This is a genomic window from Streptomyces sp. NPDC006510 (assembly GCF_040611955.1).
Lineage (GTDB): Bacteria > Actinomycetota > Actinomycetes > Streptomycetales > Streptomycetaceae > Streptomyces.
On the sequence record NZ_JBEXPH010000158.1, the window covers coordinates 1 to 19,612 of the forward strand.

Consider the following 19,612-nt stretch of genomic DNA (forward strand, 5'->3'; position numbering starts at 1 on the left):
ACCGCCCGCGCTGAGGTCTTCGACTTCATCGAGACGTTCTATAACCGCCGCCGCCTGCGCAAACACAAGGTCTTCGGCTACCTCACCCCGGCCGAAACCCGGCAACGGCACCAACACGACCTCGCAGCATAGGCATCGAGTGTCCAAGATCACGGGGAAGCTTCATACCGCCTACGACACCCGGCCTGTCACCAGCTACTTCCTTTCCAACCTGTTCCGCGGACACAACGCCACCCTCGACCGTCTCCGCGCGGACCGCTGGCTGGAAGAAGCCCTCAGCCGCGGGCCCGACCCGCTTCACCTGGCCGCCGTCTTCGGTATCAGCGCTGGCTCCGCCATCCGCTACGCGGACGCGGCGCGCTCCCTCCTCGAACAGGACCAGAATGGCCATGGACGCGAGTAGCGACCCTGGCTCAATCGCCAGGGCTGGTCACTGCCCAGGACAGACGATCAAGCATGTGTGGTGACTGTTCTGGGTGCCGAATGCTCCGTCTGTCGCTTCAACAGGCGTCACCACGGCAATTGCGGCGCGAAGGCTGAACCAGGGAGCATGAGGCGGTCCAGGCGAGGAGCGCGCGCGTGACCTGCGACCGGCCGTCCCTACGACTTTAGATACCTCAGGACCGCCAGGATCCGCCGGCTGTAACCGGTGGTATGGGACAACTCCAGCTTGTCGAAAATTGCGTTGAGGTTCTTCTCCACCGAGCTCAGCGAGATGTGCAGCTTCTGCGCGATCGCCGTGTTGGTATGCCCCTGGGCCAGGGTCTCGAGAACGCTGCGTTCGCGGGGCGTGAGACGGGTCAGCGGATCTGCGTGCGTCGTGCGGATCACCAGCTGCCGCACCACCTCGGGATCGATGGCAGCGCCCCCCGCCTGGATGCGTTCCAACGCGTCCAGGAACTCCTCCACCTGAGCAACGCGGTCCTTGAGGAGGTAGCCCACCCGTTCTGCATTGGAGGCCAGCAGTTGCACTGCATAATTGCGCTCGATGTGCTGAGACAGCACCAGCACGCCGACCTCCGGCCACCGCTCGCGGATCTCCAGCGCTGCGCGCAGTCCCTCGTCGGTGTGCGTCGGAGGCATCCGGATGTCGAGAACGACGATGTCGGGTTGCCGCAAGGCCATCCCCTCCAGCAGGGGCTCGGCGTCGCCGAATGCGCCCAGGACCTCGTGTCCCTCCTCGACGAGGAGCCGGACCAGCCCCTCGCGCAGCAGTGTCGAGTCCTCGGCGATCATCAGGTGCATGGCAGCTCCGCGGTAATGGTGGTGGGTCCCCCTTCAGGGCTGTCGATGCGCAGGACGCCATCGAGCGCGGCCGTCCTGCTGCGCAGTCCGCTCAGCCCGCTGCCCGCAGGGTTCGCGCCGCCCTTGCCGTTGTCCTGGACCTGCACCGTGAGCACTCTGCCGCGGAGCACCACCCGCACGGAGACGGCCGTGGCACTGGAGTGCTTGGCCGCGTTGGTCACGGATTCCGACACCACGAAGTACGCTGCGGTTTCTACCGGTTGCGGGAGTGGCCCACCAACGTCGAACTCTGTACGGACGGGGATGCTGCACCGCTCGGACACTCCGCCCAGCGCTTCCTTGAGCCCCAAACTGTCCAACGCCGAGGGATAGACCCGCCAGGTCACTTCGCGCAGTTCCGCGAGGATGTCCCGGGACTCCTCGTGCGCCTGGCGCAGCAGGGCGTCTGCTTGCTCAGGACTGCGTCCCCTGCGTGCCCGGCCGAGCAGCATGCCCAGTGCCACCAGCCGCTGCTGGATTCCGTCGTGGAGGTCCCGCTCGATGCGGCGGCGTTCGGCATCCACCGCCTGCACGACCGCTGCCCGGCTGGCGGCCAGTTCATGGATTCGCCGCTCCAGCAGTTCCCGTTCGGAGGGGCCGAAACACTCGCGGGCAATGCGGGTGTCCAGGGTTGCAAGTGAGTGGAGCCCCTGGACGTCGAGGAAGAGCAGCACACTGCCGAGGAGCACCTGCATCAACAACTCGTCCCAAAGGACGGTTCCCTGGGCTATTCCCCTCACGAGCAGCCCCGCCAGGACGATGCCGAAGCCCAGCAGCCCGAGCACGACGCCGCCCAGCAGTCCCGTGTAGCTGCGGACCGCGAGATAGCGAAGCATCTTCTGGTCGGATGCCTTGTAATGCTCGGGGAAGCGGTCGCCGAAGAAGACGGCCCGGCGGATCCGATCCAGGGTCGTCAGCCGACGGGCTCCGGTCATGAGGATGCCGAGGGCACTGGCGCGGGTGAGCGGCCACAGCAGGAAGGGGCCGAGGGCGGTGCCTACGACGAGGAAGTAGAGGAAGCCGAGCAAGGCCGTGACGCAGCCGAGGAACGTACCGACGCTCCGACGCGGCCAGGAGGCCGGCAGGACCGCTGCGTCGTCGCCCTCGCCGGAGTCGTCCTGGACCGATAAGCGCGGCAGGTGATCGGCGGTGCTGCCTGCGGAATCCCTCTGCACGAGGGGAGAGCCTAGTGGGGCTGCACAGCCGGAGCAAGATCGCTCAGGCTGTGCGCTGGGCGGGGCCACTGTGCGAGCCTGCCAGCGGTGGGTCAGGAAGTGCGGCGGTGCTGGGCCTGGTTGCGGCCGCGCAGCCGTACGGCCACGTAGCCCGCAAAGGCGACGACCACCAGGACCAGCACCGCCTTGGAGAGGATCCCGACGTAGGTCTCCACCACCTCCCACTGGCCGCCCAGCCAGTAACCGGCCATCACTAGGACGGAGTTCCAGATCAGGCTGCCGAGCGTGGTCAGCATGACGAACACGGGCAGGGGCATGCGCTCCACTCCGGCGGGGACGGAGATGAGGCTGCGGAAGATCGGCACCATGCGGCCGAGGAAGACCGCCTTGGTTCCGTGCTTCACGAACCACTGCTCCGTGCGCTCCAGGTCGGAAGCCTTCACCAGCGGCAGCTTCGCCCAGATCGCGTGCATGCGTTCACGGCCGAAGAGCATGCCGATCCAGTAGAGGACCACGGCTCCTGCCACCGAGCCGAGCGTGGTCCAGAACAGCGCTGAAGCCAGGGTGAGAACTCCCTGCCCGGCGGCGAACCCGGTCAGCGGCAGGATCACCTCGCTCGGCAGCGGTGGAAAGAGGTTTTCCAGCGCGATGGCCAGGCCGGCTCCGGGACCGCCCAGGGTGTCGACGAGATCGGCGGCCCAGCCCGCGATGCCGTCGGCGGGTTCATGCGGCAGAGCCAAGGACATGAGGTGCATGCGAGTCTCCCAGTTGGCGGGGCGGCCGGGGCAAGCACCCCGACTGCCATCCAAGCTAGAAATCGCAGCTCAGCGGCGGTATGCGGATTGCCGTCCGGTCCGGTGGTGTTTTCCGCACTACTCACCCTGCGGAAAACCGCACCCGTACGGACCGGGCACTGTGCCAGATGGGATCAGGACCCATCGCTGTGTGCGTATGCAGGCTGGGTCACGTCCCGGCCTCCTTTCAAGAGAGCCACACCACACGGCTTGGGACGGCTTTCGAGCGGCCTCACACACTCACACAAAGATCAACAGTCGCGCTGCGTACACGGCACATGAAGTCGGCCAGAGCCCGTTCTTGCGTACACAGCCACCAGAGACAACCCCCCTGACCACCGACATCCTCAAGAAAGGCAGCGTTCCTTGGGTCTATCAGGAATCAGGTGTGGTTCGTCTGTTTGGCCTACAGGTTCTTCGGTGGGCTGATCGGCCTACGCTCGGATGGCGGTGAGGCGGCCGTCGAAGAGGACGTCGAACTCGTTGAGGGCGGTTTTCCAGCGGTTGTTCCAGCGCTGGCGGCCGCGGCCGGTGGGGTCCAGGGCGAGGGTGGTCAGGTAGAGGCGCTTGAGTGGAAGCCGGACAGCAGCACGGGGTTGTTCATGCGGCACGCTCCCGGGCCGGGGCCAGGGCCAGTGTGGTGACGGCCTGGGCGATGTCCTGGATCTGGGCTGTGGTCAGTTCGGGGTGGACCGGCAGGGACAGCACCTGCTCGGCGGCGGTGTCGGTGTGCGGGAGGTCGGCTGCGGTGGCGTAGGCGGGTGAGCGGTGGAGGGGGACGGGGTAGTGGACGCTGGTGCCGGTTCCGGCCTGCTGCAGATGCTGGGCGAAGGTGTCGCGGTGGCCCAGGGCGGCGCCGATGCGGACGGTGTACTGGTGCCACACGTGACCGGCTCCTGCCGCTGTGGTGGGCAGGGTCAGGTTCGGCAGGCCGGTGAGGAGTTCGCTGAGCCGGGCGGCGTTCGCGCGGCGGTGTCCGGTCAGGGCCGGGAGCCGGCGGAGCTGGCTGCGGGCGATCGCGGCGTTGACGTCGCTCATCCGGGCGTTGGTCCCGACGATCCGGTGGTCGTAGCGCTGTTCCATGCCCTGGTTGCGCAGCAGCCGCAGGGTGCGGGCCAGGGCCGGGTCGGCGGTGACGACCATGCCGCCCTCGATCGACTGCATGTTCTTCGTCGGGTAGAAGCTGAAGCAGCCCGCAGTGCCGAAGGTGCCGGCCGGGCGGCTGTTGAGGGTTGCGCCGTGGGCTTGGGCGGCGTCCTCGACCAGTGCGAGGTGGTGTGCGTGGGCGAGTGCGGTGAACTCGTTCATCGCGGCGGGGTGTCCGAAGAGGTGGACGGGAATCACTGCAGTGGTGCGGGGGGTGATCGCGGCCCGTACGGCGTCGGGGTCCAGGCAGAAGGTGTCCGGGGTGATGTCGGCGAAGACCGGGGTGGCTCGGGTGAGGCGGACGGCGGCGGCCGTGGCGGCGAAGGTGAAGGAGGGCACGATCACTTCGTCGCCGGGGCCGATGCCCAGGGCGAGGAGAGTGAGCCACAGGGCCGAGGTGCCGGAGTTGACCGCGATGCAGGAGTGGCCGTCGACCAGGTCCGCGAACTCGTCCTCGAAGGCGGCGACCTCGGGGCCCTGGACGAGGTGGCCGGATTCCAGGACGCGGACCGCGGCGGCGATGTCGGCCGCGTCCAGGCGCGGTAAGGCGACCGGGATGGGTGGTGTGTTCACGAAGGGGGTCCCTTCCGGTGGACGCCGGGGCGCCGCTGCCGGAAGGGGCGGCGGGGCGTCAGGTCTGGTGTCGGGTGGGGTCGAATCCGTGGTGCAGGTAGAGGGTGGTGTCGTGGGTCAGGGCGCGGGCGCAGGCGTGGAGGCGGCGGGCCATGTGGGGTGGGAGGAGGGTGTCCCATTCCTCGGGTGCTGCCAGCGTCCACTCGGTCAGTTCGTCGTTGTCGAGGCGCACTTGTTGCTGGGCCTGTTCCTTGGTGGTCAGGCCGCCGTCGAAGATGAAGTTGACGAGCGGGGGGCGGCCGTCGGGCTGTTCGGGCACCCAGTCGACGACCAGCAGCCGGCCCGGGGTGAGGTCGAGGCCCAGTTCCTCCTTGATTTCGCGCTGGAACGCTCGCCTCGGGTCCTCGCCCAGGTCCAGCCCGCCGCCCGGGACTTCCCAGTAGTCGCGGTAGGACGGTTTCACCAGGAGGAACCGTCCGGCCTTGTCGCGGATGGCCGCTCCAGCCCCACCAATGATCTTGGGGAGGGTGGCGTAGTACTCGGCGGGAGGCAGATGCACGGTGCTCATGGAGCGGGACGCTATCGGTGCCGCTCGCACGACCCGGAGACCATCACTCGCCTGGCACAGAACAGTGACAAACCGGTGTGATTCTCACTCCAGTGACACGGGCTGGTGCTCGGCGGCCAGTTCGTCGCCGTCGCGCCGGTAGGTACGTGGGCAGTCGGTGCAGCGCAGTGCCGCGTCCAGGGTGTGGCCGCACCGGCATACCCAGCCGACCTGGCGGGCAGGGTTTCCGATCACCAGTCCGTGGGCGGGGACGTCGCGCATGACGACTGCGCCGAGCGCGACCAGGGCGTGCGGGCCGACGGTGACGCCGGGCGCGATGACGGCCGCGGCCCCGATCGTGGCCCCGGTGCTGATGGTGACGGGGTGACGGGTCCAGTCCTGGGGGCCCTTTCGTCGCCCGTCGGGGGTGGTGGCCCGCGGGGCCGGATCCTCCAGGACGAGCACGCCGGGGCAGATCATCGCCTCGTCGCCCACGTCCGCACCGAATACGTTGGCGTAGTTCCCGATCTTCACGCGGTCGCCGATGGTGCTGCCGGCGCCGATGAAGGATCCCTTGCCCAAGGTGCAGTCGGCGCCGACAACCGCGCCGTCGGCGACCTGGGACTGGTGCCACAGACGTGTGCCCTCTCCGACGCTTGCTCCGGCGTCGGACCACCCCAGTTCCGGAGGGTCGCAACGGTGTTCCTGATGCACGGGAGCGCTCCTGTCGGTGGCGGGCAGGCGGCCGGCCAGGTCGGCGGGGGTGGCGGCGTCGGAGAGGGCCGGGCCGGGGACGGCAAGGCCGGTGGCCTGTTCGACGGCCACCGCCAGGGTGAGCCGGTCCAGGGAATCCAGCCCGAGGTCGCGGAAGTCGGTGTCCGGCTCCGGGGCGGTGCCGGGGCGGATGTGCCGGACCGCGCCCAGGACCTGCTCCACGAGGCGCTGTTCGGCGGCATTCACCGCGGCACTTCCAGACGGTGGGCGAGCGCGAACAGCGACGGGACGGCCTCGATGACCAGGGCCCGGTCCCACAGCCGCCGCATCGCGGCACCGGCCTTCGAGTCCTCGCCCAGCAGGGCGCGCAGCGCCAGGCTGGTGAAGGCGGCGAACTCGGCCTGCCGGGAGAGCGAGAGATGCTCGCCCGCCTGCAACAGGTGCTCCAGCATTCCCTGGGCGGCTCCTTGGGCGAGGACGTCGTCGATGTGCGGGGCCGGCATCGGCCGCTGTGCTCGGTAGGGGTGGGTGTCGAGACTGCCCGGTGCGGTGATCTCGTCGGCGACCAGCTGGGCCGGGCGCGGTGCCGAACCCTGCCCGGCGGGGCTCAGCGGCGCCTCTGGGGCGGCACCTTCAGCTCCTCGAAGCGGGGCGCGTCGCCGTCGCGGACCCGCTGCCAGGCCCTGCGGTACAGGTCGGCGGCGGGCTCGGTCGGCGCTATCACGTCCAGCGGTGTGTTCGCTTTGGCAACGAGGTCCCCAACCAGTGGCAGCTTCCACCGCTCCAGCGGGGCGTGCGGGGCCTTCAGGGCCGTCCAGCCGCCGGGCAGGAACAGCGAACGCCCGGCGCGGGTGCGGGTGGCCTCGACCACCAGGCCGGTCGCGGCCAGTTCGGCGCGGGCCGCCTTGAGCCGGGCGGGCTTCCACCCCGTCCAGCGGGCGGTGTTGCGGTCGGTCGGGTCCGGCATCGCCAGGACCATCAGGTAGACGGCGACGACGTCCTCGCCCAGGCCGTGCTCCTTGGCCGCCTCGGCGACCAGCTCGGGCACGGACCGGGTCGGATCCTGCGGCCACCACATGCCGTCCCCGTCCCGCTCCCCCGCCACCGGATCACCCGGATCCGCCAGCGCGGCCTCGAACCGCGCATCCCGGGCCAGCCGCAGCGCCACCTCCACGGGGAACGGTGGCCAGTCGCCGCGCCGCAGCACGGGCAGGAACGGATCGGTCCCGGCCGCGTCCAGCAGGGCAGGCCTGACAGCCGGGGACGGGCAGGCGTCGTGGGTGGGCATGACCACGGCGCCGTACCGCTCCCAGCCCTCACCGACCTCGCTCGGGGCACCGGCCGCCCTGCGGAACTCGGGGAGGTCGCTGTAACCGTTCAGATCCAGCACCAGCCCGGGGCAGGCCAGCCGGTCCCGTACCGCGGCCAGTGCCGTGGGGAGCGCGGCCCGCACCGGGTCTCCGGCCGGCAGCCGGTGGGACAGCCACGCGGCCAGGGCCACGGAACCGACCAGCACGGCCGCGTCGAAACCGGGGGTTTTCTTCTCCACGGGCCGGAAGCGGTGCCGCTCGACCGCCCAGGTCAGGTCGCGGCTGAGTTCCGGCGCCGACGCCGGGGAGAGCAGCGCGGGCAGTGCCCGGCTCGGCTCCCAGGCCGTCCGCACGGCGCGGTCCGCTTCGGCGAGAAGGTCCTGATGGGCACTGACGCGCCAGCCGAGCCTGGCGTTCCAGACCTCCGCCGCCGCGACCGCGTCGGGGCCGTTCGTCCACAGGTCGGCCGGCCGGGCGGGCATGAGGGCGGCGACGATGTCCCGCCGGAAGGCGGCGTCCAGCAGGCGCAGCTCGCTCCGGGCGTCCCAGGCCTCGGACACCTTCACCTCCAGCGTCGCGCGCACCTCGGGCGGCAGGGTGTCATCCCGGTCCACGTGCGGCATTCCGGCCACCACCAGGCGGGCAAGGGCCGGGGAGACGCCGGTGAGCCGGGCGAACTCCGCCGCGGCCTGCGGACGCCAGGGCGCCGGGCCGCGGCGGGACAGTTCGGCGAGGAACGCCGCGAGCCGGCCCGTCTCGAGGTCCCCGCCCAGCGGGGCGGAGGACAGCACCGTGTAGGGCGCGGGAACGCTGAACCGCCCGGTGGGGTCGTGGAAGAGCGCGGTGTACTCGCAGCCTGTACCCGACGCCTTCAGGCCGACCACGGCGATGAACGCCCCCGAGTCCAGGGGCAGGATCCCCCGCCGTCGAAGGGTTTGCCCCACCGGTCCCACAGGGCCCTGTGACGTCCTGCCGCCCTGCCGGTCGCTCACGTCGGCCCGGTCCAGGTGCAGGGAGAAGCGCCGCCAGCGCGGCGGGTCGGCGGCTGCCGTTCCCAGCGTGTCCAGTTCGTGGAGCAGTGCGCACAGGGCCTCGCGGTGATCGGGCCCGGTGGTCGGTGCTGCCGCCCGGAAGGCCACCGCCGGGCACTGGTCGAGCAGGGTTTCCCACGGCAGATGGGCATGGGGCAGGTCGGGGCCGTCGAGGTGGAGGCGTGCGGCCTGACCGGTCGCGTCGGTGGCCGGGGTGTCCTGCAGCATCCGGCGGATGGACTGGATCTGGCGGTGGGCGCCGTGCGCCTGGTGGGGCCAGAACAGGACCCGGTGCTCAGGGCCGATCAGGCCGTTGAGGGCCTCGCCGAGCACCTGGTCGGCGATGGCCTTGGACGGCCCCGCTCGGTGGCCGCCGGTGGGCGCCTCGGCGGGACCGGTCGGTTGCTCCTCACGGTGATCCGCCGGGAGCGCCCGGGCGAGCCGGGCGGCCATCTGGTCCAGCGCGGCCTGCTGCGCGGCGGCGTACCGCACCACCCCGGTCACCCCGGCCAGCAGCGCCTCATGGCTGAGCTGGGGCAGCAGGGCACGGAGCGTGGTGGGCAGTTCCGCCTTGTCCTTGCTGCGGGCGGCTTTCATCAGTGCAGCCGCCGTGTCCCGGTCGACCCGGCGCAGCGCGGCCGAGCCCTGCGGATCGCGGGGCCGCAGGCAGTGCCAGTAGTCCGTGGGGGGAAGCATGCGGGTGCCGGCCGCGAACTCCCCCGGCCAGGGTGACCAGGCCGTCGAGGTGACGGTTCCGTCCGGGTCGGTGAGAACTACGGTGCGGAGTTTGCGTCCGGTCCGGCGCACCGCGAGCGCCCGCGGCCGGTCGTCGCCCAAGAACGTCAGGGCGCCGAAGGGCGGCTGGTCGCCGCCGTCCACAGTCACGGTACGTCCGGCGAGATCCCGGCCGTGCCAGGAACCGTCGGGAAGCCGCACGACGCACCAGCCCAGCAGGCCGCCCACCGGTACGCCTGCCGGGGTGGCCTCGCCGCCGGGGGCGGGTCGCAGCCAGCTTCCCTGCCCGTGCAGGACACGGTCGGGCCCGGCGTGCAGCGTGTCGGAGAAGAAGCCGGGCATGCCGTCCTGGCCGTCCTCCCCTGTGTACGGGTCGTGCTCGCGCCACCGGCCCGGGTCGGAGCCGTCCCACACCCACAGCGAGGTCCCGTCGGTGATCACTTTCCGCTCACCGGGTACGGCGGTGTCCCCGCGGTTCAGCACTCCGGCGCCGGTGGCCCGCCCGCCGGCCGGGAGCGGCACGGTGACGTGGCCGGGGCGCGGGCGCCGCACGCCGGGGCCGCCCTCGAGCGGCTGCGGGTCGTCGGGGCGGGTGTGCCAGTACCCACGCAGCCCCTGGTGCTCGCGTGAGTGCCAGTGGACGAGCAGCTCGCCGTCCACGAAGTGGAAGCCGGGGCCGCCGTCCAGGTCGTCGGCCGGTATCCGCAGGTCGTGGCGGAGTACGGTGCCCTCGGCGCCGATCACCCGGACCTGCGACGGGCCCGCGACGACCAGATACGGCCACGCGTCCACGATGACGAGCCGCTGGAGGTCCCGCTCGCCCACCAGGTCGCGGACCGCCTCCTCCCAGGCGGGCCAGCCGAACTCGTCGAAGAGTCCGGCGCGCAGCGTGCGGACGAGTTCGCCGGTGAGGCCGGTGACCGCTGACACCTCCCTCCCGGCCAGGGCCAGCAGCTCACCGGAGAGGCTGGTCAGCCGGCCCACGGCCTCACGGGTTCCGGGCAGACCGGCGGCGGATGCCCGCCGTGCCGCCTCGCTCACCCACTCGGCCGCCACCAGGCGTCCGCCGGGGGACATCGTCAGGTGGCGGGCCCTGGCCGGGTCACTGGCGATCCGGCCTGCGGCGCTGCGCAGCGCGGCCCGGAACCGGGGGTCTGCGGCCAGGGCGAGCAGATCCCGCTGCCCGTCTCCCTCGGCCTTGGCCCACAGTTCCAGCACCGACCTTCTGCCTGTGGCGAGGTGACCGGCGGTTGGTTCCGCGTCGACCGGCACCTTCAGCGACAGCAGTACATCCAGCAGGTCCAGGTCGTGGGCGGCCATCGCCAGTTCCCTGCCCGACGCGGCGAGTTCGGCGCGCAGCCGGCCGACGGACCGCTCCACCAGCGTGTACAGGAGCGGCAGGCGCCGCGAGGCCCAGGACCAGTCCGCCACGCGGAGGTCCGTGAACCGCTGGAGCCAGCCGACGGTGCCGTCGGCGGGCCGTTCCTCCTCCGGCAGTTCCTCGTCGGCGAGTCCGGCGGCGGCGCCGGACTCCTCCAGGATCTCCAGCCAGAGCCCGGGCAGTTCACGGTCTTCACCCTGCGGCATGACGTTCAGCAGCGTGCCGCGTACCCCCGGCTCCCGCCGGGCCAGGGCCACCAGAGCCCTGCGGTGCGCCTTCCACCACCCCGTCGCCGCACGCGGGGTCGCCGGGAGGCCGAGCAGTTCGGTCAGGTACGCCTGTTCCACCGCGTCGGCGTCCTGGCCCGCGGCCTTCGCCAGCCGCCGCAGGTCGGCCGCCGTCTGCGCCGACGGCGGGAGCCCGCCCGCCGTACGCCGTACGCACATCCGGACGAAGCGGCGCAGCGCATCCTCGGCCGGCACCCGGGCCGGCAGCTCCCTGGCGTACCCCGACAGTGCCTTCACCGGGAGGACCCCGGCAAGAGCGAACTCCAGGAACACCTCGTCGAGCCGCTTCTCGTCGATCCGCAGGCCGTGCTCCGCCTCGGCCTTGCGGGCCCGGGTGAACATCTGCGCCGCGTACGTCGGATTGTCCACGCCGAGGAAGACCCGGCCGGCCTGCTCGAAGAACGTGGGCAGGAAGTGCGGCACGGACACGGCCAGTCGCCCGGCCAGCTCCAGGAAGGCGTCCACGGCGGCCTTCGGCCTGGACCTCGCCTGCTGGGCGGCGCGGTCCAGTTCCGGTACCACGTCGAGCGCGCGGTGACCGTCCTGCGGGTGGTGCGCCAGCACCCACTCGGGGAAGCCGAGCGCCTGCCGCAGCCCGAGCCCGACCTCGGTGGGCTCTCCCTGCGGCGCCAACCCCAGGTATCCGGCGGCCCGGTCCTCCGCCGCACCCAGTTCGGCCGCGACGAGCCGCACCACCGTGCGGCCCTCCAGACCGGGGTGCCGGTACGCGCGGGCGGTCAGCGGAACCGCCCGCTCAGCCGCCCCCTCCGTGCCCGGTGGCAGCACCGCACCGGCTTCCAGCAGCTCCCGGGCGCCGGGCGCGTACCGGGACGGGCCAGTCGTCGTCTGCTCGGCTGGATCGATCATGAAGTCCTCATCACTGCAAGGGTGTTCGGGTTGCATCGCTGGTTGTGCCGGGGCGCGGGTATGGCGCCGCACCCGCGCCCCGGCGGGGCTCAGCGGCCCCTGCGGCGCGGCACCTTCAGCTCCTCGAAGCGGGGCCCGTCACCGTCCCGGACCCGCTGCCAGGCCCTGCGGTACAGGTCGGCGGCGGGAGCGACCGGAACCAGTACGTCCAAGGGCACCCTCTCGCCGCTGACCAGGTGCCCGAACAGCGGCAGCTTCCACTGCTCGACCGGGAGCGCCGGCTTGGCGAGGTTCACCCAGCCGCCAAACAGGAACAGCGAGCGCCCGGCCCGGGGGCGTTTCGCCTCCACCACCAGCTCGGTGGCGGCCAGTTCGGCACCGGCGGCCTTGAGCCTGTCCGGCTTCCACCCGGTCCACCGCGCCGTGTTGCGGTCGGTGGGGTCGGGCATCGCCAGCAGCATCAGGTGGAGCACGGCGGCATCGTCCCCGAGGCCGTACTCCTTCGCCGCCTCGGCGACCAGGTCCGGCACCGACCGGGTCGGGTCCTGCGGCCACCAGGTGCCGTCCTCGTCCCGCTCGCCCGCGACCGGACCGCCCGGGTCGGCGAGCACAGCCTCGAACCGCGGGTCCCGGGCCAGCCGCAGCGCCGTCTCGATTTCGGACGATGTCCGGTCACCGCACAGGACGGGGAGGTACGAGTCGGTCCCGGCCGCGTCCAGGAGGGCGGGCCGGACCGCCGGGTACCGGTACCGGGTGCCGGCCAGAACCACGGCGCCGTACCGCTCCCAGTCCTCGCCGGTCTCGGTGGGCGTACCGGCCGCCGTGCGGAACTTGTCCAGGTCGCCGGCGCCGAACTCGCCGCCCAGGTTGAGCATCAGGCCCGGATGGGCGAGCCGGTCCCGTACGGCGGCCAGTGCGCCGGGCAGGGCCGCGCGCACCGGGTCTGCCGCGGGCAGCCGGTGGGACAGCCACGCGACCAGTGTCATCGTGCTGAGGAACACGCTGCGGGTGAAGCCGGCGGCGTGCGGGTCGGCCTCCTTGACGCCGTAGTCGCTGACCGTCCAGGCCAGGTCGCGGCTCAGTTCCGGCGCACCGGCCGGGTCGAGCAGCGCGGGCAGCGCCCGGCGGGGAGCCCACCCGGTCCCCAGTGCCTTCGACGTCTCGGCGACCAGCGTCGCCGGCGCGGCGGGCCGCCGTCCCACCGCACGCAGCCACACCTCGGCCGCGGCGGCGACGTCCGGACCGTCGGTCCACAGCCGGGCGGGCTCGGCGGGCAGCAGCGCCGCGACGACCTCCCGCCGGACACGGGCGTCGGGGTCACGCAGGTCCTCCAGGGCGACGTCGACGTCGACCTGCTTCAGGCCGAGCCTGGTGAGCACCTTGCCGGGCACGGAAGCGGCGTGATGCCCGTAGTACGGCATGCCCGCCACCACCAGCGCGGCCTTGCCCTCGCTGACTCCGGTCAGCCGGGCGAATTCCCGTATCGCCGCGTCCGGGAACGCCGGGGCGGGGCCGCGTGCGTCGGATTCGGACAGGAACGCTGCCGGCCAGCCCGCGTCCCGGGCCTCGCCGACCGGTCCGGAGGACCGCAGCGTGTACGGAGCGGGCACCTCGAAGCGGCCCGACGGATCGTGGAAGAGTGCGGTGAAGGAGCAGCCGTGTTTCTCGTCGAGCTCCTCCTTGTCCACGACGGCGAGCAAGGCGCCGCCGTCCAGCGGCAGCAGCCCCAGCCAGGTGCCGTCGCGCGGCTCACCGCCGGTCTTGGTCAGGTGGCTCGCGTCGAGGTGCAGCGTGAACCGGCGCCACCGGGGGGTTTCGGCGGCTGCGGCCAGCCCCAGAGCGTCGAGTTCGCGGAGCAGTTGGTGCAGGGCGTCCCGGTGCTCGGGCCGCGTGGTCGGGGCTGCCGCCCGGAAGGCCACGGCCGCGCACTGGTCGAGCAGCCTGGCCCACTGGGGCCTGCCGTCCGGCAGGCGGTGCCCGTCGAGGTGGGTGCGCACGGCGGATCCCGTCTGCGGGGCGGGCTGCAGGTCGCCGCGTACTGCCTGGCCGATGGTCATCAGGCTGTGGAAGGCGCTGTTGCCGTCCGGCCAGTAGGACCCGTCGGCGAGGCCGCTCAGTGCGTCGACGAGCAGCTCGTCGGAGGGGCCGGCCGGCTCGTCCTGGGGGCTCTCGTCCCCCAGCGTCTCGGCGAGCCGGGCGGCCACCCTGCCCAGCGTGGCCTGCTGCTTGGCGGCGCGGCGCACCACCCCGGCCACCCCGGTGACCAGTGCGGTGTCGGTGATGCCGGGCAGCAGCTCGCCTACCACCCCGTGCAGGCCCTCGTGCTCACCGGCGGCGTCCGCCACCTTCAGCAGCGCCGCTGCGGTGTCGCGGTCGATCCGGCGCAGGACGGCCGAGCCCTCCGGGTCGCGGGGGCGCAGGCAGTGCCAGTAGCGCAGTGGCGGCAGCAGCGTGGTACCCGCCGCGTCGAGCCCGGGCTCGCCACCCAGTTCGAACTCGGCGGTGATGACGCCGTCCGGGTCGATCAGGCGGATCGTCGACCAGCGCAGCACCAGTGCCCGGGCCCGGTCGTCGCCGGGCAGGGTCAGGGCGCGGGCCGGTGTGCCGGGGCCGTCGGAGCCGCCCGGCACGGTCACCGAGCGCCCGGCCAGGTCCTCGCCGCGCAGCGACCCGTCCGGCAGGCACACCACGCGCCAGCCCAGCAGGCCGCCCACCGGCACGCCCACCGGGGCCGGCTCGTCGGTGAACGCGGGCAGCAGCCAGCCGTCGACGTAGGTACTGTCCGCGGGCGCGTCGCGGACGGCGTCGGTGAGGAAGCCGGGCATGGCCCTGCGGCCGTACTCCCCGGTGGCCGGATCGTACTCGTACCAGCCACTGTCGCCCACCTGTTGCCAGACCCAGTACGACGTGCCGTCGCTGATCACCGCCCGGTTGCCGGGCAGGGTCGTGTCGCCCCGGTGCAGCACCCCCTCACCGGTGGTCCGCCCGCCGCCGGGCAACGGCAGGGTCGGGCTGCTGAGGATGTGCGGCCACCGGACCGACGATCCGTGGGGTTTGCCGCCCTGAAGGAGCTGTATGCGGTCGGCGGCGGTGTGCCAGTACCCGCACAGGCCGCGGGGCGACTTCCAGTGGACGAGCAGCTCGCCGTCCACGTAGTGGAAGCCAGGTGTGTTCCACCGGTCGATCTCCCCAGCGGGAATCCGCAGGTCGTGGGTGAGCACGGTGCCGTCGGCGCCGAGCACCCGGGCCTGCGTGAGGTTGGAGACGATCAGGTACGGCCAGGCGTCCGCGACAACCAGGTTGTCGCGGTCTATCTTGTTCGTGGCGAGCTCGGTGACCGCCTGCTCCCAGGCAGGCCAGCCCAACTCGTCGATCAGTCCCGCTCGCAGCGTGCGGGCGAGCGCGCCGCCGCGGTCGGTCCCGACCGCCTGACGCACCTCGTCCGGGGCCAGGGCCAGTGCCTCGCCAGGCAGCCACGACAGGCGTCTCACAGCGGCGGGGAACTCCGGCAGGCTCGCGTCGACGGTGCGCCGGGCAACGTCGCGGACCCACTCGGCGAGCATCGGCCGCCCGCCGGGCGACTGGGCCAGCATCAGCACCATGTCGCGGTCGTACTGGTTGCTGAGCTGCTCGACCGCGCGGCGGAAGGCAGGGCGGAACCGGGTGTCGGCCGCCAGGGCCAGCAGGTCGCGCTGTGCTTCGCCGCCCGCCCAGCGTTTCAGGCCCAGCATCGCGTCCGGTTCGGGGTCGGCGACCGGGATCCTGAGGGCGAGCAGCAGGTCCAGCAGGTCCAGGTCCGGGTGCGCCCTCAGCGCCTCACCGGAAGCGGTGACTTCCGCCCGCAACCGGTCGGCGATCCGCTCCGTCAGCGCGCACAGGCGCGGCAGCGGCGTCCAACCCCGCCAGCCCGACCCCCGCCCGGCGAGGAAGCGCCGGAACCAGCCCGCCGTACCGTCGGCGGGCCGCTCCCGCTCGGGCACCTCACCGTCGCCCAGGCCGGCCGCGGCACTGGAGTCCTCAAGGATTTCCAGCCACAGGGCCAGCAGTTCCTCGTCGCCCTGCGGCATGGCGTTCAGCAGGGTGCCGCGCACCGCGGCGTCCCGCCGGGCGAGGGCGACCAGGGCCGGGCGGTGCGCCTTCCACCAGGCGGTGGCGGCCCGCATCGTGCCCGGCAGCTCCAGCAGCTCGGCCAGGTACTCCTGCTCCACCGCCCCCGCGTCCTGTCCCGCGGCCTTGGCCAGCCGCCGCAGATCGGCCGCCATCGTGCCCGAAGGCGGCAGGCCACCCGCCGTACGCCGCACACACAACCGGACGAACCGGCGCAGCGCCTCCTCGGCCGGGACCCGGGCAGCCAGTTGCTTCGCATACTCCGACAGCGCCTTCACCGGCAGCACACCGGCCAGCGCGAACTCCAGGCAGACCGCGTCGAGGCGGTCCTCGTCGACCGTGAGCCCGTGTTCGGCCTCCGCCTTGCGGGCCCGGTTGAACATCTGCGCCGCGTACGTGGCGTTGTCCACGCCGAGGAAGACCCGCCCGGCCTGCTCGTAGAAGGTCGGCAGGAAGTACGGGACGGACGCGGCCAGCCGCCCGGCCAGCTCCTTGCACGCGTCCAGAGCCGCCTTCGGCTTGGACTTCGCCTGCCGGGCGGCGCGCTCCAACTCGGGTACGACGGCCAGCGCATGGTGACCGTCCTGCGGATGGTGCACCAGCACCCACTCAGGGAAGCCGAGCGCCTGCCGCAGCCCCAGTCCGACGACCTCGGGTTCACCCGCCGGCGCCAGCCCCAGGAAGCCGGCCGCCAGGTCCTCCGCCGCGCCCAGCTCGCCGGGCACCAGCCGCACCACCGTACGGGCCTCAAGACCCGGATGCCGGTACGCGCGGGCGGTCAGCGGAACCGCACGCTCACCCCCCTCGGTGCCCGGCGGCAACACCGCACCGGCCGCGAGCAGTTCACCGGCCGCAGTCGACCCGCTCACGCGTCCGCGCCTTCCTCGATCACACGGCCGGCGTACAGGGCGGCGGCCATCCGCATACCCTCCGACCAGGCGACGGGACCGGCCTCGCGCAGCGGCAGCGCCCGGCCCTCCTCGTCGTGCCAGCTCAGCGCGCCGGTCTCGGTCTCGCCGTCCCAGTACGGCTCCCCGATCCACACCGACGCCTCCACGGTCCGCGCCTCGTCGCGCACCCGGCTGGTGGCGTAGCCGCCGGAGACCCGGTAGCCAAGCGAAGTGGCCCGCGCCGCCAGGCCGTACCGGGAGGAGAACTTCCCCCCGGCGAAGTCCTTCACCTCGGTGGCCTTTTCAGCGAGGGCGTCCGGCTTGAGCCAGGTCGCCCGGTGGATCTGCTCGACCTTCTGCACCACGCCCAGCTCGGCGGCGAACTCCCGTATCTCCTCCAGGTCGGGCAGCAGCACCGGGTGCGGCAGGGTCACGGTCTCCGGGGAGATCCGTACGGTCTCGCCGTCCAGGTTCACGATCCGCAGCTCACCGGTATCGGTGGCATCCCGCAGGAAGCCCGGCTCGTCCGGGTCGTCGCCGACGACCACCAGGTCGCGCAGCGCCACCTGCCACGCCTCGTCGGGCCACACCCGCGCCAGCAGCACCGTCGGCACCGGCAGCGACGACACCATCCAGGTGTCCACCTGGGCCAGGCACGCGGCGGCGTGCCGGTCCAGCCACTCGGCGAAGCGCCGCAGCCGGTCCACCTCGGGATGGTCCTTGAGCGCCTTGGGCAGGGACTTCAACTGCTTCCCCGCCGACCGCCCCGTCGTAGCCCGCGCGGCCACCTTGCCCTCCACCAGGGCCACTTCATATCCTTCGCCCGCCGTCAGCCAACCCACGTCTGTCCACCCTCCGTCTTCACGAATCCATCCATCGTGCACAGCGTCTGATACCGCAGAGATCGCGGCCGTCGTTCCACCGGTGCGCCGTGCGCACCGGCCCTGTCACGGGGAGTCCAGCCACGCCCCCAGTGCGTCCGGGGTGTCAGGGAGCCCGTACTCGTCCGACAGGAGAAGGCCGAGGTCCCCCGACACCCAGATCCGGTCGCCGCCGAGCAGCGCCTGGAGCACAGCACGCTGAAACGGCGTCAGCGCCGCCGCACCGCTCACCTGTTCGTCGGGAAGGGAGAAAAAGGCCAGGGCCAGGGCCAGGGTCGTGGCCCAGTGCCCCGCTTCGGACTGCTCTGAGTCCTGCTGTTCGATCCGCAGCAGCGTCCGTACGAGGCAGTCCCGGGCGGCCTCCCGGCGTCCCTCAGGGAGGCGGTCCAGGGCCCGCACGATCAGCTCCCTCACGTCGCTGCGGCAGAAATACGTCCTTTCGGTCATCTCGTACTCGTCGGGGTCCGTGCAGATCACGCCCAGTTCGGCGGTCAGGGCGCCGATCGCGGACGGCGGGATGTCGGGCGCGGTGATGCGTGCCAGGGCCACGGCCGCCGCCCAGCGGTCGGGTTCGTCGCCGTCCGCGAGGATCTGCTCCAGCAGGGCCGTGTCGGAGCGGTCGCCTGCGGCGCCTGCCAGCAGGCCCAGGGCGATGAGCCCGGTCGCGCGCTGGGGGCGCGGCAGTGGCCGGGCGCACAGCCGGCGCAGCGCGGGCAGGGTGAGCGGGGCGTGGGCGGGGAACCAGGCCGCGAGCATGGCCGCCAGAGCCGCCGTCTCGGGGTCGTCGTGGTCCAGCAGCGGTACGACGACGGTCGGCACCCCGGCCCCGACGGCTTCGTACACGGCGGTCTCGACCGGCCACCCGTCGATCCTGGCGGTGTCGTACCCGTCCGGGAACCACTGGCTGTCGTCCTCACCGGTGACCAGGACGGTCAGGTACCACAGGAGCTTCTTCCGGTCGGGTGTCGCCTCGTCGGCGAGGAGGTGCAGCAGGAAGGGGACGGCGTGGGGGGTCGCCTCGTAGATGTTGCCCTGGTGGTACAGGTTGGACTCGGTGCGGAACCATGCCTGGTCCCGGGTGTCCTGGTCCGGGGCGATCAGGTCGCGGAGCTGGGCCGGGACCTCGGTCGCGGGGCCGTAGCAGTGCATGAGTTCGGCCCAGGGCACCTGGTCGAGTTCGTCGAGGGGCCGGATGCCAAGCGGTGTGGCGGGTTCGGGGTTCATCGGGCGCCTCCGAGGGCCTGGTGGCTGCGCTGGGCCTGCCGCCACGACTGGAATTCGGGCAGGGCCGCGATATCGGTGAGGTCACCGAAGGAGGGGTCGCGGGTGAGGACCTGGTCGGCCACCCGGTAGGCGTCGTCGGTGCGGCCGAGGGCGAGCAGGATGCGGACCTGGGTGTCGCGGACGAAGTCGTACTCCGGGGCGGAGGCGACCGACAGGGCCTGCCCGACGGCGGCAAGCGCGCGCTCCGGTCCGCCGCTGTGCAGCAGATGCCAGGCCAGGGCGTTGCCGGTGCGGCGTTTGACCTCTTCCTGGAAGGCGCCCTCGTCGGTGAAGTGCCAGATCGTGCCGGGTATCAGGGAGAGTGTCTGCTCGGCGTAACGGATGAGCTTCGCGGTCGGTTCGGTGCGGTCGGCGTCCGGGGCGTTGTCGACGAGGTGGCCGAGGGCGTCGACCAGGCCGTAGTGGGCGTAGAGCTGGTCGTAGTCGGAGTAGCACGTGCCCGGGGTGCAGAGCGTGACGGCTTCCTCGAAGGCGGTGACGGCCGCCGTGTGGTCCTGGGCGGCCTGTTTCTCGGCGCCGGTCCTGACCAGGTCGCCGTCCACGACGATGTTGTCCGCGCACCGGCCTGCACATCCGGGGCGACCTGGTCGCCCCGGATGTGCAGGC

The 19,612-nt window shown here is 72.3% G+C and carries 13 protein-coding genes and 2 pseudogenes; 2 read left to right on the plus strand and 13 right to left on the minus strand.

Translation table 11 applies throughout. The features are described from left to right. Both ABZY11_RS33275 and ABZY11_RS33280 read left to right on the plus strand, forming a co-directional pair. Positions 1-132, plus strand: a pseudogene (locus ABZY11_RS33275) (IS3 family transposase); the annotation flags it as partial. Positions 133-139: 7 nt separating this feature from the next. Beyond that, a complete protein-coding gene (locus ABZY11_RS33280; RefSeq protein WP_356482730.1) occupies positions 140-403 on the plus strand; it encodes a hypothetical protein in 264 nt (87 codons plus the stop codon). Positions 404-600: 197 nt separating this feature from the next. On the opposite strand, the gene ABZY11_RS33285 is transcribed toward ABZY11_RS33280, so the two are convergent. The 13 genes and pseudogenes from ABZY11_RS33285 to ABZY11_RS33345 form a co-directional block, all read right to left on the minus strand. Further along, positions 601-1,245, minus strand: a complete 645-nt coding sequence (locus ABZY11_RS33285) for a response regulator transcription factor (RefSeq protein ID WP_356482731.1) — start codon at positions 1,243-1,245, stop codon at positions 601-603. Further along, the gene (locus ABZY11_RS33290) at positions 1,236-2,459 is read right to left on the minus strand and encodes a sensor histidine kinase (RefSeq protein ID WP_356482732.1); all 1,224 of its coding nucleotides are present in this window, start codon (positions 2,457-2,459) and stop codon (positions 1,236-1,238) included. Before ABZY11_RS33290 ends, ABZY11_RS33285 begins: the two co-directional genes overlap by 10 nt. Positions 2,460-2,551: 92 nt before the next feature. Further along, entirely contained in the window at positions 2,552-3,214 is a 663-nt protein-coding gene (locus tag ABZY11_RS33295; protein WP_356482733.1) for a DedA family protein, read from the minus strand. A 473-nt stretch (positions 3,215-3,687) separates the two neighbouring features. Continuing rightward, a pseudogene (locus tag ABZY11_RS33300) lies at positions 3,688-3,825 on the minus strand (IS256 family transposase); the annotation flags it as partial. Between the two features lie 28 nt (positions 3,826-3,853). Continuing rightward, positions 3,854-4,972, minus strand: coding sequence for a DegT/DnrJ/EryC1/StrS family aminotransferase (locus ABZY11_RS33305; RefSeq protein ID WP_356482734.1), 1,119 nt, complete (start codon positions 4,970-4,972; stop codon positions 3,854-3,856). A 58-nt stretch (positions 4,973-5,030) separates the two neighbouring features. Then, positions 5,031-5,540, minus strand: coding sequence for an NUDIX hydrolase (locus tag ABZY11_RS33310; protein WP_356482735.1), 510 nt, complete (start codon positions 5,538-5,540; stop codon positions 5,031-5,033). Positions 5,541-5,624: 84 nt separating this feature from the next. Further along, a complete protein-coding gene (locus ABZY11_RS33315) occupies positions 5,625-6,479 on the minus strand; it encodes a phosphopantetheine-binding protein (RefSeq protein WP_356482736.1) in 855 nt (284 codons plus the stop codon). Further along, a complete protein-coding gene (locus ABZY11_RS33320) occupies positions 6,476-6,736 on the minus strand; it encodes a hypothetical protein (protein WP_356482737.1) in 261 nt (86 codons plus the stop codon). Before ABZY11_RS33320 ends, ABZY11_RS33315 begins: the two co-directional genes overlap by 4 nt. Positions 6,737-6,840: 104 nt before the next feature. After that, complete coding sequence (locus ABZY11_RS33325) at positions 6,841-11,844, minus strand: DNA-binding protein (protein ID WP_356482738.1); 5,004 nt, start codon at positions 11,842-11,844, stop codon at positions 6,841-6,843. Between the two features lie 89 nt (positions 11,845-11,933). Further along, on the minus strand, positions 11,934-16,820 hold the full coding sequence (locus ABZY11_RS33330) for a DNA-binding protein (RefSeq protein ID WP_356482739.1): 4,887 nt from the start codon (positions 16,818-16,820) through the stop codon (positions 11,934-11,936). Further along, positions 16,817-17,683, minus strand: a complete 867-nt coding sequence (locus tag ABZY11_RS33335; protein WP_356482740.1) for a DUF4132 domain-containing protein — start codon at positions 17,681-17,683, stop codon at positions 16,817-16,819. Before ABZY11_RS33335 ends, ABZY11_RS33330 begins: the two co-directional genes overlap by 4 nt. A 105-nt stretch (positions 17,684-17,788) precedes the next feature. Beyond that, positions 17,789-18,946 (minus strand): hypothetical protein, encoded by a 1,158-nt coding sequence (locus ABZY11_RS33340; protein WP_356482741.1) that lies wholly within the window; start codon positions 18,944-18,946, stop codon positions 17,789-17,791. Further along, the coding region (locus ABZY11_RS33345) for a hypothetical protein (RefSeq protein WP_356482742.1) at positions 18,943-19,612 on the minus strand (670 nt) is incomplete at its 5' end. The genes ABZY11_RS33340 and ABZY11_RS33345, both read right to left, overlap by 4 nt.